Raw genomic sequence first — 15,247 nt, 5'->3', positions numbered from 1 at the left:
GTCGTCCAAGGAGACCTGCCGATGCTGTTGCTCGCCCTGCTGCTCGCCCAGACTGCGCCCGCCCAGGCGACCACCGCGTGCAAGGCGCCGGACGCCAGCCTGCCGGTTGCGCTCGCCGGCTGGAGCACGCCCGGCGACGAACTGGTGACGGACAAGGCGGTGTCGCTGGCGACGGTCGACGCGTCGACGCTCAAGGGCCTGCCCAAGGGCGCCAAGCCGGGGCGCGCGGCGACGATCGAGTTCCGCATTGCCAAGGCCGGGACCTACGGCGTCGCGCTCGACCAGCCGGGCTGGATCGACGTGGTGCCGGGCGCCGCGGGCGGCGCGCCGCTCACGTCGGTGGCGCATGGGCATGGACCGGACTGCTCGACGATCCGCAAGATCGTCCGCTTCGAGCTGGCGCCGGGGACGTATCGGGCCTTCGCCAGCGGTCTGCAGCAGACCAAGGCCAAGCTGATGCTGGTGCCGAACTGAATCGGCTTGTTCTTGGGGTGGAACGAATATAGAACAGCGACTCGCTGAACAGGGGAGTCGGCGATGCTGATACTGATAGCTGGACTGGCCATGACGGTGCCGCAGTGCACCGAGCTTCCGCGATCCTTGTCGGGCTGGGAACGCAGCGCCGACGGGCTCGATACCCGCCATGCAACGACGATCGCCGCGAAGAACGGCGCGGCGGAAACCCAGGTGACGATCCGCAAGGCCGGCACCTTCGGCATCGCGGCGGATCAACCCGGCTGGATCGACGTTTCCAAGGGAAGCGGCCGGCCCTTGCGCATGACCTCCCGCGCGCCGGGCGTCGCCTGCGCGAAGATCGAGAAGATCGTCTACTACAAGCTCGAACCCGGCACCTACCGCGTCACCATCGGCAAGCTGCAGAAGCCGCAGGTGAAGCTGATGCTGGTCTATGGCAACCGCGCGCAGGGGTTTGCCCGGCGCGGCCGTGTCGGCTAGGCGGGCGCAAACACTCCACTGGAAGGTTCTGCCATGAAGTTCTTCGCCGACACCGCCATCATCGACGACATCCGCGACCTGGCCGATGCGGGTCTGCTCGACGGCGTCACCACCAACCCGTCGCTGATCGCCAAGTCGGGTCGCAACTTCCTCGAAGTGGTGGCGGAGATCTGCGGGATCGTCGAAGGCCCGGTGTCGGCCGAGGTCGTCGCGCTCGATTTCGCGGGCATGATGCGCGAGGCGGAAATCGTCCGGAAGATCGCCGACAATGTCGCGGTCAAGCTGCCGCTGACGATCGACGGCCTCAAGGCCTGCAAGGCGCTGACCGACGACGGCACGATGGTCAACGTGACGCTCTGCTTCTCGGCCAACCAGGCGCTGCTGGCGGCCAAGGCAGGCGCGACCTTCATCTCGCCCTTCGTCGGCCGCCACGACGATATCGGCTTCGACGGCATGGACCTGATCGAAGACATCCGCCTGATCTACGACAATTATGACTTCGGCACCGAGATCCTGGTCGCCAGCGTCCGCCACCCGATTCACGTGCTGCAGGCCGCCAAGATCGGCGCTGACGTGATGACCGCCCCGCCGGCGGTGATCAAGCAACTGGTCAAGCACCCGCTGACCGACAAGGGCATCGAGTCGTTCATGGCCGACTGGGCCAAGACCGGCCAGACGATCGCGTGACATCCGGCGCGCTGGCGGCGATCAGCACGCCAGCGCGCTACTATCTAACGGCGGCACGGAGATGCGGCCGTCTTCCATGATCGCCCGGAAATACTGCATATTCGGGCGGGCCCCTTCCTCCAGATCGAGCGCAAGCCACCCGAGGTCGAGCGATTCGGGGTGCCTGTTCAGCGGAGCGACGAGATCGTCCTCTTCCTCGATCAGATCGATCTGTGCCGGATATTCGGGCATCCCCAGAAACGGTGTGGCCGCATACTGCTTCCGCCGTGCGTTCCGGAGGAACATCTTGGTGAACTGGGCCGCATTGGCGTTGGCTTCGACTGAGAAATGGCCATCGATCAGATAATGCGGCTCGGCGAGCAGCAATCGTCGGTTCGGCGAACGCTCTTCAATGAACCGAATCGGGTTTAGTACCTGGATGGCGTCGATGTGCCATCGCATCGCACTGCGACAGTAAATCGCGTTGAAAATAGCTCGGGCGACGAACGGCGGAATCACATCGTAGCTAATTTGATCCCGGCGGAATTCCGGCCGGGGGAAGCATGCGCGAGGCCCTTGTACGCGCAACCGGAACGGCATCTGTTCTCCCCTAGATCCTCCAATGTTCTATACATGTTCATGTGTGGCCTAACAAGCGCCGTACGCCCGAAACGGAGCTTTCTCTCCGCGCTTGCTGGTGGTGGTGAATGGTACTGCGACGCTGCTGCTCGCCGCCTCGGCGAGTCTATCTTGAGGAGTCCTCGCATGTTCGGGCTGAGCCACATCTCTTTCGAAATCCGCATCGCACGCCTTGCGTTTAAGCTCGTCTTTTCGGTCGCGGGACGTTCCCGTGGCTGAGCGATGAGAACGATGCTAGCGATGGACGATGACCGACCCCCCCCTCCCGCGCCGCTTCGCCGAGCATCTCGGCCGCGACCGGCGGCGTTCGGTGCACACCATCCGCGCCTATGAGGCGACCGCGATCCGGCTGCTCGGCTTCCTCCAGGGGCATTGGGGCGGCCCGGTCGCGGAGGACGCGCTCGCCAAGGTCAGCGCTGCCGATCTTCGCGCGTACCTCGCCCACCGCCGCGGAGAGGGCCTGTCCAACGCCTCCGCCGCGCGCGAGCTTTCCGCCGTCCGCGCCTTCCTGAAGTTTGCCGGGGGCGACGATGCCCTGCTGCCGCGCCTGCGCGGGCCCAAGGTGAAGAAGGGTCTGCCGCGTCCGATCGCGCCGCACGAAGCCGTAGCGCTCGCCGAATGGGCGTCGGACGAAGCCAGCGAGCCGTGGATCGCCGCGCGCGACTGGGCGGTGCTGCTGCTGCTGTACGGCGCGGGGCTGCGCATCGGCGAAGCGGTGGCGCTGACCGGCGCGGCCTTGCCGCTCGGCGCCACGCTGCGCGTCACCGGCAAGCGCGACAAGACGCGCGACGTGCCGCTGTTGCCCGAGGTCCGCGCCGCGATCGAAGCCTATGTCGAGGCCTGCCCCTGGAGCACCGGGCGCGACCTGCCGCTGTTCCGCGGCGCCAAGGGCGGGCCGCTGCCGCCGGGGGCGATCCGCAAGGCGGTGCGCTCGGCGCGGACCAGCCTGGGGCTGTCCGATCGCACCACCCCCCATGCGCTGCGCCACAGCTTCGCGACGCATCTGCTGGGTAGGGGCGCGGACTTGCGCGCGCTGCAGGAGTTGCTCGGCCATGCAAGCCTCAGTTCGACCCAGGTCTACACCGCGGTCGATGCGGCGCATCTGCTCGACGTCTACCGCGCCGCGCACCCGCGCGCCTGACGGCGGGTAGTCAACAACCAGGCTGGGGCAGGTCCTACCCGCCCCAGCCCGAACGCCTCAGTGCTTGGCCGTGTCAGCCGCCTCGCGCTTGGCATAGTCGCCGGCGAGCACATCGAAGGCGAGCTTGTGTTCGCCAGTCTCGGAGATCAGCCCCTTGCGGTTCCAGCCCTGCTGGTAGATCGGGTGCTGGCGCCGCGGCGAGCGGAAGTCCTTGAGGATCCAGGGGCTCATGCCCCGCAGGAACGGCACCTTGGCGGCCATGGCGAGCGTCGCGCGGTAATAGGCCGCCTGATATTCCTCGCTGTACTTGTGCGGGCTGGCGACCGGATCGTGATAGCCGGCGCGCGCATCCGCCCCGAATTCGGAGAAGATCAGCGGCTTGTTGGCCGGCCCGCGCCATTCCTGGCTCGCGAGATCCTCCAGTGCATCGTCGGTGTACCAGCCGTTGTACGTGTTGATCGCCATGACATCGAGGTCCGCGGCGAGCGGATCGTCGATCTTCATGATCTTGTTGCCCTCGCGTCCGCTGAGCAGCGCGGCGGTGACCAGGCGGCTCGGATCGAGGGTGCGGACGTCGCCGATCATCGTGCGCAGGAAAGCGTTGCGCGCATCGTTGGTCGGCGTTTCGTTGGCGACGCTCCACAGCACGATGGCCGCGCGGTTGCGGTCGCGGTGGATGTTCTCGGACAGGATGCGGCGGGCATCGGCCAGCGTGTCCGGGTTGTTCCAGTTGACCAGCCAGTAGAGTGGGATCTCGCTCCACACGAGCAGGCCCATCTCGTCGGCGAGGCGGGTGGTCAGCTCGCTGTGCGGATAGTGGGCGAGGCGCACGAAATTGCCGTGCAGGCCGTATTTGATCTCACTCAGCAGCGCGCGCGCCGCGGCGGGCGTCATCGCGCGCACCGGGTTCGCGCCCAGCTCTTCCTCGTGCATCGAGATGCCGCGCAGGAAGATCGGCTTGCCGTTGAGCAGGATGTCGGTGCCCTTCACCGCGATGGTGCGGAAGCCCATCCGGTCGGAGAAGTGATCGGCGCCGGCATCGATGCTGATGTCATAGAGCTTGGGGTTCTCGGGCGACCAGCGGACGAGATTGCGCGGCACCGGCAGCGTCGCTTCCCACTTGCCTTCGCCATCGGTCTTGCCGTCGAGCGTCGCGCCAAGGGTGGGGATGCGGAACTTGAGCGCGGTGTTCGCCGCCTTGGGCCCTTCGAGCTTCACCGAGACGGCGATATGGCTGCCGTCCGGCGTCAGGCGCACGAACGCGTCGTCGACATAGGTGTCGGGCACCGTCACCAGCGTGATGCTGCGGGTGATGCCGCCATAGGTTTCCCAGTCGGTCACCGGCGGCGGTACGTCGTTGGCGGTGCGCACCGAATCGACGCCGATGGTGATCTGGTTGCGGCCCGGCCGCAGCAGCTTGGTCACCTCGAAGGCGAAGGGGGTGTAGCCGCCGCGATGTTCGCCCAGCGGACTGCCGTTGAGATAGACGTACGAGCGATATTCGGCCGCGCCGATGCGCAGGAACACGCGGCTGCCGGGCTTGGGCGCCGTCGCGGGGAACTCGCGCTGGTACCAGACCAGGCCCTGGTACAGCCGCATCTCGGGCGAATGGCCGATCCACGAGCCGGGCAGGCTGGTGACCGGGGACTGCTGCATGTCATATTCGAAGAAGGTGCGCGGCTTGGCCTGCATCACCTCGGCGATGTTGACGTCGGCCGAGCGGTTGGTCCGCTGGTTGGGCGGCTCGCCATGGAAGCCGGCGAGGCCGTCGCGATACGGGTCGATCGACCAGTGCCACGGCCCGTCGAGGCTCTGCTGCTGGCGAAGATCCGCCGCGACCAGCACGGGCTGCGCCCATGCCGAAGGTATTCCGAGGCATGCGAGCCCCAAGGCTGCGAGAACGCGCAGTCGCCGCATCATCTTCTCCCTGTTCCTCCGGGAAAACCCGGAGCCCGGTATCATTGTAGACAGGGAGAGTGGACTTACAACGTGGTCTGATCAATCCGCGCCGTGGCCCTTGGCGAGATACTCGTCTGATTGCATCTCCAACAGACGGGATACGGTACGCTCGAATTCGAACCGGCCGTCACCGCTTTCATAGAGATGCTCCGGCACCGCGTCGGCCGCGGCGAGCAGCTTCACCTTGTGCTCGTACAGCGCGTCGACCAGCGTGACGAAGCGCGCCGCCTCGTTGCGATTCTCGGGCCCGAGCTTGGGGATGCCGACCAGGATCACGGTGTGGAAGCGCCGGGCGATGGCGAGATAGTCGGGCGCCCCGCGCGCCTCGCCGCACAGCCGCTTGAACGAGAAGACCGCGACGCCCTTCACGCATTTGGGCACATGGATTTGCCGCCCGCCCGGAATGGGCACTTCGCAAGTGGGGACGCGGGTGCGATCTTCCACCGGATAGTCGGTCAGGCGGAAGAAGGCGGCGGACAGCGTGGCGGTGGCTTCCGCGCCGTTGGGCACCAGCCAGGTATCGACGCTGCCCAGCCGGTCGCGGCGATAATCCACCGGTCCGTTGAGCGCGAGCACATCCATCCGCTCGCCGATCAGGTCGATGAAGGGCAGGAACAGCTGGCGGTTGAGCCCGTCCTTGTAGAGGTCCTTGGGCGGCCGGTTGGACGTTGCGACCACGGTCAGGCCATGCGCCATCATCGCGGTGAACAGCCGCGAGAGGATCATCGCATCGGGCGGGTTGTTCACCACCAACTCGTCGAAGGCGAGCAGCCGGGTGTCGCTGGCCAGCGCATCGGCAACGGCGACCACCGGATCGGCGGTATCCTTCTGCCGCTCGACGTTCAGCCGCTCGTGCACCTCCAGCATGAATTCGTGGAAATGGACGCGGCGCTTCCGGCGGATGTCGAGGCTGTCATAGAACAGGTCCATCAGCATCGACTTGCCGCGGCCGACATCGCCCCACAGGTACAGCCCGCGCGGCACCGGCGGCTTGCGGCCGGTGAGCTTCCACAGCACGCTGCCCTTGCGGGGGGCGGCCTGCAGCTCCTCGGCCAGCGCATCGAGCCGGGCGGCGGCCGCCTCCTGCTCGCGATCGGGGCGAAGCTCGCCGGCGGAGACGAGGGCGCGGTAACGATCGAGAACGCGGGTCATGGGGCAGGTCTACCAACGAAAACGAGCTGCCCGGCCGAAGGGCCAGGCAGCTCGGTGTCTCTCAAAATCGTGAAGAAAAGGCGTTCAGAGCACGCGCTCGGCCGCCAGCTTCTTCACTTCGGCGATCGCCTTGGCCGGGTTCAGACCCTTGGGGCAGGCATTCGCGCAGTTCATGATCGTGTGGCAGCGATACAGGCGGAACGGATCCTCGAGCTGGTCGAGCCGCTCGCCGGTCATCTCGTCGCGCGAATCGGCGAGCCAGCGATAGGCCTGGAGCAGGATCGCCGGGCCGAGGAACTTGTCGCTGTTCCACCAATAGCTGGGGCACGAGGTCGAGCAGCACGCGCACAGGATGCACTCGTACAGGCCGTCGAGCTTCTCGCGGTCCTTGGGGCTCTGCAGCCGCTCCTTGCCCGAAGGCGTGGTGGTGACGGTCTGCAGCCAGGGCTTGATCGAAGCATACTGCGCATAGAAATGCGTGAAATCGGGAACCAGGTCCTTGATCACGTCCATGTGCGGCAGCGGGGTGATCTGCACCTCGCCCTTCACGTCCTCGATCGCCGTCGTGCAGGCGAGGCCGTTCTTGCCGGCGATGTTCATCGAGCACGATCCGCAGATGCCTTCACGGCACGAGCGGCGGAAGGTCAGCGACGAATCCTGTTCGCCCTTGATCTTGATCAGCGCGTCGAGAACCATCGGGCCGCAATCGTCGAGGTCTACCTCGAACGTATCGTAGCGCGGGTTCTCACCCGAATCCGGGTCGTAGCGGTAGATCTTGAACTTCTTCACCCGGGTGGCTTCGGGGCTTGCCTTGTGCTCCTGGCCCTTGGTGATACGGCTGTTCTTGGGCAGGCGGAATTCGGCCATTCCTGAAACTTCCTCTTTCGCTTCGGCGCGACGCGTCGGTTTTGCGGCGCGGGCTATGCCTTTCGCGGGCGCAGCGCAAGTGTCCTTTGGGCTGGGCCCTCAGATCACGTCGAGCACGAGCCCCAGATCGCGGGCCTCTTCGGCTTCGATATACCAGTTATAGGGCGCGCGGCGGCGAAGCTCCTCGAAATCGACGCGCGAGCCGGCGACCAGCGCCTTGAAACCTTCTTCCTCGATCGCGATCGAATGCTCGATTTCGGCGAGCTTGGCCTTGAGGATCGCCGGCAGCATGCGCAGCGGGCCGGACAGTTCCAGCGAGGACTGCATCTGCCGCTCGTGCAGCATCAGCCGGGTGCCGCGGGTGAGGAAGCGCTTGTCGACGGGGAAGCCCGACATGAAGGTGGCACCCGCAGAATAGACGGCGACCTTGCCGAGAAACAGAAGCTCGCGTCCCGTGGTTTCGCGGAGCAGCCGGAGCTCGTCCGCCATCAGCCGCGCGACTTCCGGATCGCCGCCGAGCGTGGAAAGCGTGACGATCAGCGGGCCGTCGCTGGGCGCGCCGAGCAGCTGGTCGCGGAAATTCTGGTACATCGAATCGTCCACCGTACCCTGCAGCCGCACATGCGGGGTGGCGAGCAGCGGGTAGCGCTGGAGCGGGCTCTGGGAATCGGACATGCGCGGCCAACCGGCGAAGGGCGGGGGAGTTCCGCTCTTCCTCCATCCCCCTCCCACAAGCGGGAGGGGCGAATTGAGGTTCAGGGCTTCAGCGCGTCCGTCGCCGGTGCGCCCACCGGCGCCGTGGGCGTTTGCGGCATCCGTGCCTCCAGCGGTGCGAGCCACGCGCCCACCCCGTCGCCGATCGTCACCTGCGGCATCGACGGATCGAGCCGCCCCGCGCGCTCCCAGCCGATGATCGTCTTGCGTGCTTCGGCGGCCGCGTCCGCCAGCGGCTGGGGCTTGCGCAACGCGTGGTTGACCAGCGCGTCGCCGAAGAAGGTCCAGTCATTCTCCGCCCGGCAGCCAAAGGAGGAGCGCGTCGCCGAGGCGGCGGTGAGGATGGCGGTGGTGTTGCTCATCAGTCGCTTGACGAACGCACCCGAATAGCAGGCGGAGAGCAGCAGCAGCCGGTTGCGGATGCCGAGTCCGTCGAGCAGCGCGGCGAGCCGTTTAGGCGGCAGCACGCCGAAGCCCTGGTCGCCATCGTGATAGGCGATCCCCGCATCGGGCGCGCCATGCGCGGTGACGTAGAGGATCAGCACGTCCCGATCGCGGTCCATCAGTTCGGCAATGCGGGCGAGCGCCAGCGTCAGGGACGTAAGGCTGCCGACGGGAAGGGGTGCGCCGCCGCGTCCGTCCGGCCCCGCCAGCACCAGCGCCCGGCCCTCGGCATCGTAGCGATGGGTTAGCACCCGGCCGCTCTCGCGCGCCTCGCGGGCGAACACCGGATCGCTGTCGAGCGCGACGCTGAGCACATAGGCGTCGACCACGCCCTTGCGCTCGGGCTGGAGGCCGGCGAGCGCCGTGCTCAATCGCCGCTGCTCCGCGAGCATCGCCCGGGGATCGCGTCCGCGCTGGAGTTCCGGGCCGCTCTCCATGCCGTCGATGCCATCGTTGCCGGAAACCAGGCCGGGCCATTCGGTGCGGTGTTCGGGCGGCGCTTGTTGCGCGAAGGCGGGGCAGACGCCGCAAAAGGGAAGCACCAAGGCAGATGCGCGCAACCAGAACCGCATTCGGGCCGATCCCCCGGAACAGGTGAACCGACACTCTTGCCCGCGCCCGTGCGAAGTCAAGCGGCCGTCCGCAGAATCGCATTGGATTTGCGCGCGCTGCCCCTTATCGCTGGCGCCATGCTCAAGCGCCTCCTGATCGCCCTCGCCATCCTGATCGTCGCTGGCGGTGCCGCCTGGTACTGGCTCGGTCGTCCGGATATCGCCTCGCTCCCCGAGATCGCCGTCACCGGGCGCGAGCCCGATATCAGCGCGCCGCGCTACCAGACCATCCCCACCGTGGGCGTCGCCAAGGCGGTCGGCTGGGCGGCGGGTGCCGCGCCCAAGGCCGCCGCGGGCCTCAAGGTACAGCGGTTCGCCGACAAGCTCGATCACCCGCGCTGGCTGTACCAGCTGCCCAATGGCGACATCCTGGTGGCGGAGAGCAACTCGCCGCCGCGGACCAACGGCGGCATCACCGGCTGGGTGATGGGCATCCTGATGAACAAGGCGGGCGCGGGCGGCGCCTCGGCCAATCGCATCACCCTGCTGCGCGACAGCGACGGCGACGGCGTGGCGGATATGCGCACGGTGTTTCTCACCGGGCTCAACTCGCCGAGCGGGATGACGCTGGCCAACGGGTCGCTCTACGTCGCCAACACCGATTCGCTGGTCCGCTATCCCTATATCGAAGGGCAGACCAAGATCAGCGCCAAGCCGGAGAAGATCCTGTCGCTGCCCGGCGGCGGCAATCACTGGGCGCGCAACGTGGTCGCGTCGCTCGACGGCAAGCACCTCTATGTCAGCATCGGCTCCTCGTCGAACATCGCCGAGGACGGGCTGGCAGCCGAGGGCCCGATCTACACCGCAGAAAGCCCGGGCCAGATGGCGGCAGCCGCCGCGCAGCCGACCAACCGCGCGGTGATCCTCGAGGTCGATCCCGCGACCAAGACCAGCCGCATCTTCGCCTGGGGCATCCGCAACGCCAACGGCATGGCCTTCGAGCCCAAGACCCAGGCGCTGTGGGCGGTGGTCAACGAGCGCGACATGCTCGGTTCAGACATGCCGCCGGATTATATGAGCCGGGTCGATCTCGGCGCCTTCTTCGGCTGGCCCTGGCAATATTGGGGTGGCTATGAGGACAAGCGCGTGGAGCCGGGCCGTCCCGATCTGCGCGAATATGTCCGCCGTCCCGACTTTGCGCTGGGCGCCCACACCGCGCCGCTGGGCCTGACCTTCGCCGACGGCGCGCGGCTGGGCGGTGCCTATGCGAACGGTGCGTTCGTCGGCCTGCACGGTTCGTGGAACCGCCAGCCGCCGTCGGGCTACAAGGTCGTATTCGTGCCGTTCGGCGACAACGGCTTCCCGGCCAAGGGCGCCAAGCTGCAGGATGTGCTCACCGGGTTCCTCAACGCCAAGGGCGAGGCACAGGGCCGCCCGGTCGCGGTGATCACCGGGGCGGGCGGCGCGCTGCTCGTGGCGGACGACGTCGGCAACATGGTCTGGCGGGTGAGCGCGGCGCGCTGACCCATCCAGGGGCCCTCAGGCGAGCAGCCGGGGGCCTTCCTTGGCCAGCATCTCGCGGATCTTGCCCGCGAACAGCGCGAGCATGCCGGGCAGGGCGATCTCGGCATGAACCTGCGTGTCCTGCACGTCGAGCCGGCTGACCACCTGCTGGCCCATGGCTGCGACGGTGAAGTGGAGGCTGTCGCCGTCCCAGCGATGCTCGACCGTGGCGCCGCCGGGGATCTTGTCGGCAAGCCGGCCGATCTTCGAATCGATCCGCGCCCGGGCGCCCTCGCGGCCGAGCTGGTGGGGAATATCGACGCTGATCGTCTGCGGGATCATTTTGCGAATACCATGGCGTCATCGGCAAACGCCTTGAATTCCAGCGCGTTCCCGCTGGGGTCGCGGAAGAACATCGTCGCCTGCTCGCCCGCCTGGCCCTGAAAGCGGATATGCGGCGCGATCCCGAAGGCGACGTCGGCTGCCTCCAGCTTCGCGGCGAGCGCGCGCCAGTCTTCCATCGTCAGCACCACGCCGAAATGCGGCACGGGCACGTCATGGCCGTCGACCGGGTTGGTGGTCGCGACCGGCTTCGCGGCGGCATCAAGATGCGCGACGATCTGGTGGCCGAACAGGTCGAAGTCGATCCACTGCGCCGACGAGCGCCCCTCGGGGCAGCCGAGCAGTTCGCCGTAAAAGGCGCGTGCGGCGGCAAGGTCGTGGACCGGGAAGGCGAGATGGAAAGGACGTGGCATGGGCCTGGCTTAGCCGCCTGCCACTGTCCCGACAACGCTCAGGCGTCGGCGATGCTCTCGCCGCGATGCCACCGCCGCAGATTTGCCCGCGCCTCTTGCACGAAGGCCGAGCGGCGCAGCACGCCCAGCAGCGTGTCGGCGATCCAGCGACCGGGGTTGCGCAAGGGGCGGCGGAACTGGATCAGCAGCACGATGCGGGTATGGGCGCTGTCGTTCCACACTTCGTGATCATAGGTGTCGTCGAACACCAAAGTCTCGCCCTCGGCCCAGCGAAGGGTGCGGCTGCCGATCCGCATGCGCACGTCTCCGTCGCGCGGCACGACCAGCCCCAGATGGCAGGTGATCAGCCCCTTGGTGACGCCGCGATGCGCCGGGATGTGCGTGCCGGGCGCGAGGATCGAGAACATCGCGCTGTTGAGGCCGGGCACCTGCTCGATCAGCCGCGAGGTGCGCGGGCAGCGCGCGAGGTTCTCGTCGACTCGGTAGCCATAGCCGCATAGGAACAGGCCGCGCCATTTGCCCAGCGGCGCGATCGCGCGGTGATCGGGGGAAATGGCGGCGAGCGACGGCGCGCCCGGCTGGGTGCCGATGGCTGCCAGCGCCTCGTCGCGGATCGCTTCCCATTCTGCCCGCAGCGCCGCGGTCCACGGAAAGGCGCGCATGTCGAGCACCGGCGTGTTGGGCACCAGCGAGGAGGTTGCGATCAGCCGATCGAAGGTGCCGCGCAGATGCTTGCCCCAGCGCAACAGCAGCGGGCGGGGGCGCGGGCGAGACTCGGGGAGAAGGGCAATGTCGCCCATCCGCCCGACCGGCGCCTCGCTGGTGGCAATGTCCACGCGCAACTTCCCCGCAGCTTCCACGTTACGCCCGCAGTTCGGTGCTGCAACGCAACAATCTATGGCTCGGGTCTAGGCCGTCACTTGGGTCCAAAACATGGCGGGTCCATGGATTCTTGTGGCGTACATCCGGCAGAAAGGTTGCCGGTGGCATGCCGCGCCACTCGCCTCTAGAAAGGGCTTCATGTTCTCACGTCCGCGCATGCCGCGCTTCGCCCTGCTTCTCCTCGCACTCGCTGCCCCGTCGCTGCCCACCCCGGTGCTGGCGCAAGGCCGGCCCGAGGGGGTCCAGACCGCCGAGGATCCCTGGCTCTACAAGGGCAGCGACCTCGTTCATGACGACAAATGGAAGTTCGGGCAGCTTTCCAACGGCGTGCGCTATGCGGTGCGCAAGAACGGCGTGCCGCCGGGGCAGATCTCGATCCGCGTCCGCATCGACGCCGGCTCGCTGATGGAGCGCGACTCCGAACGCGGCTTCGCCCATTTCCTCGAGCATCTCAGCTTCCGCGGCTCGACCTATGTGCCCGATGGCGATTCGAAGCGGATCTGGCAGCGGCTGGGCGTGACCTTCGGATCGGACAGCAACGCCGCGACGACGTTCATCAGCACGACCTACAAGCTCGACCTGCCCAACGCGACGCCCGCGGGGCTGGACGAGAGCTTCAAGATCCTCTCCGGCATGATGGCCAATCCGGCGATCACGCAAGCGTCGCTCAACGCAGAGCGGCCGGTGGTGCTGGCCGAGGGCCGCGAGCAGCCTGCGCCGCAGAAGCGGATGCAGGATGCGCTCTATCAGCTGATCTTCGCGGGCCAGCCGCTCGCCGATCGCGAGCCGATCGGCACGGTGGAGGCGCTCAACGCCGCCACGCCGGCCAGCGTGCAGGCCTTCCACGATCGCTGGTACCGCCCCGAACGCGCCACGGTGATCGCCATCGGCGACGTCGATCCGGCGGTGCTCGAGGCGATGATCAACAAATATTTCTCGAGCTGGCAGGGCAAGGGCGAGGCGCCCAAGACCCCTGATTTCGGCAAGCCCGAGGCCGATCACCCGATCGCGGCCAGCATCGTCGAACCGGCGCTGCAGCCGATGGCACTGATGGCGATCGTGCGGCCCTGGACGGTCTATGCCGATACGGTGATCTTCAACCAGAAGCGCATGATCGACATGGTGGCGATCCGCATCCTCAATCGCCGCCTTGAATCGCGCGCGCGTTCGGGCGCGTCGTTCATCGCCGCGGGAGCGGATCTGGACGACATCGCGCGTTCGGCCAACGTCACCACGCTTAGCGTCCTGCCCACCGGCGACGATTGGGAAAGCGCGTTGCGCGACGTCCGCGCCACCGCCGCCGAGCTGATGGCCGCCCCGCCGAGCCAGGCCGAGATCGACCGCGAGCTTGGCGAGATCGACTCGGTGATGCGCAACCGCATCTCCACCGCGCCGGTGGAATCGGCGGTGTCGCTGGCCGACGACCTCGTCCAGGCGGTCGACATCAACGAGACGGTGACGACGCCCGAGGCTTCCTATGCGATCTTCAAGGGCGCGATCGCGGCGCGCATGTTCACGCCGGCGGCCGTCCAGGCCTCGGCCAAGAAGGTGTTCGAGGGCACTGCGACGCGCGCGCTGGTCAACACCCATGCGCCCGATCCCGACGTGGTGCGAAAGGTGACCACCGCGCTTCAGGCGGATGTGAAGGCGGCAGCGATGAAGCGCCGTTCGCTTAACGTGAAGTTCGATCAGCTGCCGCGCATCGGCGCACCCGGCAAGGTGGTGGAGCGCAAGCGGATCGACCCCGATCTCGCGATCGATGAAGTCACCTACGCGAATGGCGTCAAGCTGCTGATGCGCGAGGACACCTCCGAGACCGGCAAGGTGTGGGTCAATATCCGCTTCGGTCGCGGTCTCCGCGCGATGCCGGGGGACAAGCGCGTGCCGGGCTGGGCGGGCAAGACCGCGCTGATGGCCAGCGGCATCGGCAAGTTCGGCCAGGAGGAGCTCGATGCGCTCACCGGCAACCGCCAGATCGGACTCGGCTTCGATATCGAGGAAGACGCCTTCGTCTTCCAAGCGCAGACCAACAAGGAGGATCTGGCCGACCAGCTCCGCCTGTTCGCGACCAAGCTGGCCGCACCCGGCTGGGACCCCAACCCGATCACCCGCGCCAAGGCGGCGACGCTCGCTTCCTATGCCGGCCTGTCGGCTTCGCCCGACGCCGTGCTCGGTCGTGACCTCGACGTGTTGCTCCACGACGGTGATCCGCGCTGGGGCGTGCCGAGCCGTGAGGAAGTGGTGGCGCTCACCCCGCAGGCGTTCCGCGCCTTCTGGGAGCCGCTGCTCCAGACCGGCCCGATCGAGGTCGAGATCTTCGGCGACTTGAACGCCGACGCGACGGTGCAGGCAGTGGCGGCGAGCTTCGGCGCGCTCAAGCCGCGCGCCGACGGCAAGGAAAGCGGTGCCCCGGTGCGCTTCCCGGCGCACGTCACGACGCCGGTGGTGCGCACGCACACCGGCGCGGTGGACCAGGCCGCGGCGGTGATAGCCTGGCCGACGGGTGGCGGCAGCGCCGGCCTCGCCGAGAGCCGCAAGCTCGAGATCCTGACCGCGGTGTTCCGTGATCGGCTGATCGAGCAGCTGCGCATCCAGGCGGGTGTCAGCTATTCGCCCAACGTGATGAGCGATTGGCCGCTGGGCCTGTCGACCGGCGGCAAGATCGCTGCGCTGGGCATGGTGCCGCCGGACAAGACCGACTTCTTCTTCAAGCTCGCCCGTGACATCGCGGCGGACCTGGTGGCGAAGCCGATCGACGCCGACGAGCTCAACCGCGCGCTGACCCCGCTCAAGCAGCAGCTGCTGCGCATGTCGAGCGGCAACATGTTCTGGATGAACCTGGTCGAGGGCGGTACCCAGGATCCGGCACGGATCGCGGGCATGCGCAGCCTGGCGAAGGACTATGCCGCGACCACGCCGGCCGAGCTGCAGGCGCTGGCGGCCAAGTATCTGCGGCCGGACAAGGATTGGACCATGGTGGTGCTGCCGGAGAAGGCTGCGAAGTAAGCGAGCGAGCTACT

At 67.4% G+C, this 15,247-nt stretch carries 15 protein-coding genes; 6 read left to right on the top strand and 9 right to left on the bottom strand.

Annotation, left to right across the window (positions count from 1 at the left end; genetic code table 11):
* The first annotated feature begins 21 nt into the window (after nt 1-21).
* From ACTJKY_RS00715 to fsa, 3 genes are all read left to right on the top strand, one after another.
* Nucleotides 22-474 carry a hypothetical protein gene (locus ACTJKY_RS00715; protein WP_440843529.1) on the top strand — a complete coding sequence of 151 codons (453 nt, stop codon included), beginning with the start codon at nt 22-24 and terminating at the stop codon, nt 472-474.
* Between the two features lie 63 nt (nt 475-537).
* Nucleotides 538-954, top strand: coding sequence for a hypothetical protein (locus ACTJKY_RS00710; protein ID WP_440843527.1), 417 nt, complete (start codon nt 538-540; stop codon nt 952-954).
* 33 nt (nt 955-987) lie between these two features.
* A complete protein-coding gene (gene fsa, locus ACTJKY_RS00705; protein WP_440843525.1) occupies nt 988-1,641 on the top strand; it encodes a fructose-6-phosphate aldolase in 654 nt (217 codons plus the stop codon).
* Between the two features lie 21 nt (nt 1,642-1,662).
* Here fsa and cas5 read toward each other — a convergent pair whose 3' ends face one another.
* Nucleotides 1,663-2,220: a CRISPR-associated protein Cas5 gene (gene cas5 / locus ACTJKY_RS00700; RefSeq protein ID WP_440843524.1), complete on the bottom strand. Its 558-nt coding sequence runs from the start codon at nt 2,218-2,220 to the stop codon at nt 1,663-1,665.
* A gap of 286 nt (nt 2,221-2,506) precedes the next feature.
* On the opposite strand from cas5, the gene ACTJKY_RS00695 reads away from it, so the two are divergent.
* Nucleotides 2,507-3,400, top strand: a complete 894-nt coding sequence (locus ACTJKY_RS00695) for a tyrosine recombinase XerC (RefSeq protein ID WP_440843523.1) — start codon at nt 2,507-2,509, stop codon at nt 3,398-3,400.
* Nucleotides 3,401-3,457: 57 nt separating this feature from the next.
* Here the strand turns inward: ACTJKY_RS00695 and ACTJKY_RS00690 are convergent, their stop codons facing one another.
* The 5 genes from ACTJKY_RS00690 to ACTJKY_RS00670 form a co-directional block, all read right to left on the bottom strand.
* Entirely contained in the window at nt 3,458-5,245 is a 1,788-nt protein-coding gene (locus ACTJKY_RS00690) for a glycoside hydrolase family 2 protein (RefSeq protein WP_440843521.1), read from the bottom strand.
* Between the two features lie 153 nt (nt 5,246-5,398).
* Nucleotides 5,399-6,511: a cell division protein ZapE gene (gene zapE / locus ACTJKY_RS00685; RefSeq protein ID WP_440843520.1), complete on the bottom strand. Its 1,113-nt coding sequence runs from the start codon at nt 6,509-6,511 to the stop codon at nt 5,399-5,401.
* A gap of 84 nt (nt 6,512-6,595) precedes the next feature.
* On the bottom strand, nt 6,596-7,378 hold the full coding sequence (locus ACTJKY_RS00680) for a succinate dehydrogenase iron-sulfur subunit (RefSeq protein ID WP_440843519.1): 783 nt from the start codon (nt 7,376-7,378) through the stop codon (nt 6,596-6,598).
* 99 nt (nt 7,379-7,477) lie between these two features.
* Entirely contained in the window at nt 7,478-8,053 is a 576-nt protein-coding gene (locus ACTJKY_RS00675) for an ATP-dependent Clp protease proteolytic subunit (RefSeq protein ID WP_440843517.1), read from the bottom strand.
* An 80-nt stretch (nt 8,054-8,133) separates the two neighbouring features.
* Entirely contained in the window at nt 8,134-9,078 is a 945-nt protein-coding gene (locus ACTJKY_RS00670) for a C13 family peptidase (protein ID WP_440845197.1), read from the bottom strand.
* 147 nt (nt 9,079-9,225) lie between these two features.
* Here ACTJKY_RS00670 and ACTJKY_RS00665 point away from each other — a divergent pair, with 147 nt between their 5' ends.
* Nucleotides 9,226-10,611 carry a PQQ-dependent sugar dehydrogenase gene (locus ACTJKY_RS00665; RefSeq protein ID WP_440843515.1) on the top strand — a complete coding sequence of 462 codons (1,386 nt, stop codon included), beginning with the start codon at nt 9,226-9,228 and terminating at the stop codon, nt 10,609-10,611.
* Nucleotides 10,612-10,626: 15 nt separating this feature from the next.
* Here the strand turns inward: ACTJKY_RS00665 and ACTJKY_RS00660 are convergent, their stop codons facing one another.
* Genes ACTJKY_RS00660 through ACTJKY_RS00650 form a run of 3 tightly spaced genes read right to left on the bottom strand, consistent with a single transcriptional unit; the run spans nt 10,627 to nt 12,181 of the window.
* Entirely contained in the window at nt 10,627-10,932 is a 306-nt protein-coding gene (locus tag ACTJKY_RS00660) for a polyhydroxyalkanoic acid system family protein (RefSeq protein WP_440843514.1), read from the bottom strand.
* Nucleotides 10,929-11,345, bottom strand: coding sequence for a VOC family protein (locus tag ACTJKY_RS00655; RefSeq protein ID WP_440843512.1), 417 nt, complete (start codon nt 11,343-11,345; stop codon nt 10,929-10,931). The genes ACTJKY_RS00660 and ACTJKY_RS00655 overlap by 4 nt, the downstream gene beginning before the upstream one ends.
* Nucleotides 11,346-11,383: 38 nt before the next feature.
* Complete coding sequence (locus ACTJKY_RS00650) at nt 11,384-12,181, bottom strand: aspartyl/asparaginyl beta-hydroxylase domain-containing protein (protein WP_440843510.1); 798 nt, start codon at nt 12,179-12,181, stop codon at nt 11,384-11,386.
* 184 nt (nt 12,182-12,365) lie between these two features.
* Between ACTJKY_RS00650 and ACTJKY_RS00645 the strand changes: the two genes are divergently transcribed.
* Entirely contained in the window at nt 12,366-15,233 is a 2,868-nt protein-coding gene (locus ACTJKY_RS00645) for a M16 family metallopeptidase (RefSeq protein ID WP_440843508.1), read from the top strand.
* Nucleotides 15,234-15,247: the final 14 nt, after the last annotated feature.

The organism is Sphingomonas sp. 22176, assembly GCF_052045505.1.
GTDB lineage: Bacteria > Pseudomonadota > Alphaproteobacteria > Sphingomonadales > Sphingomonadaceae > Sphingomonas.
This window is presented reverse-complemented; position numbering and strand designations above follow the sequence as displayed.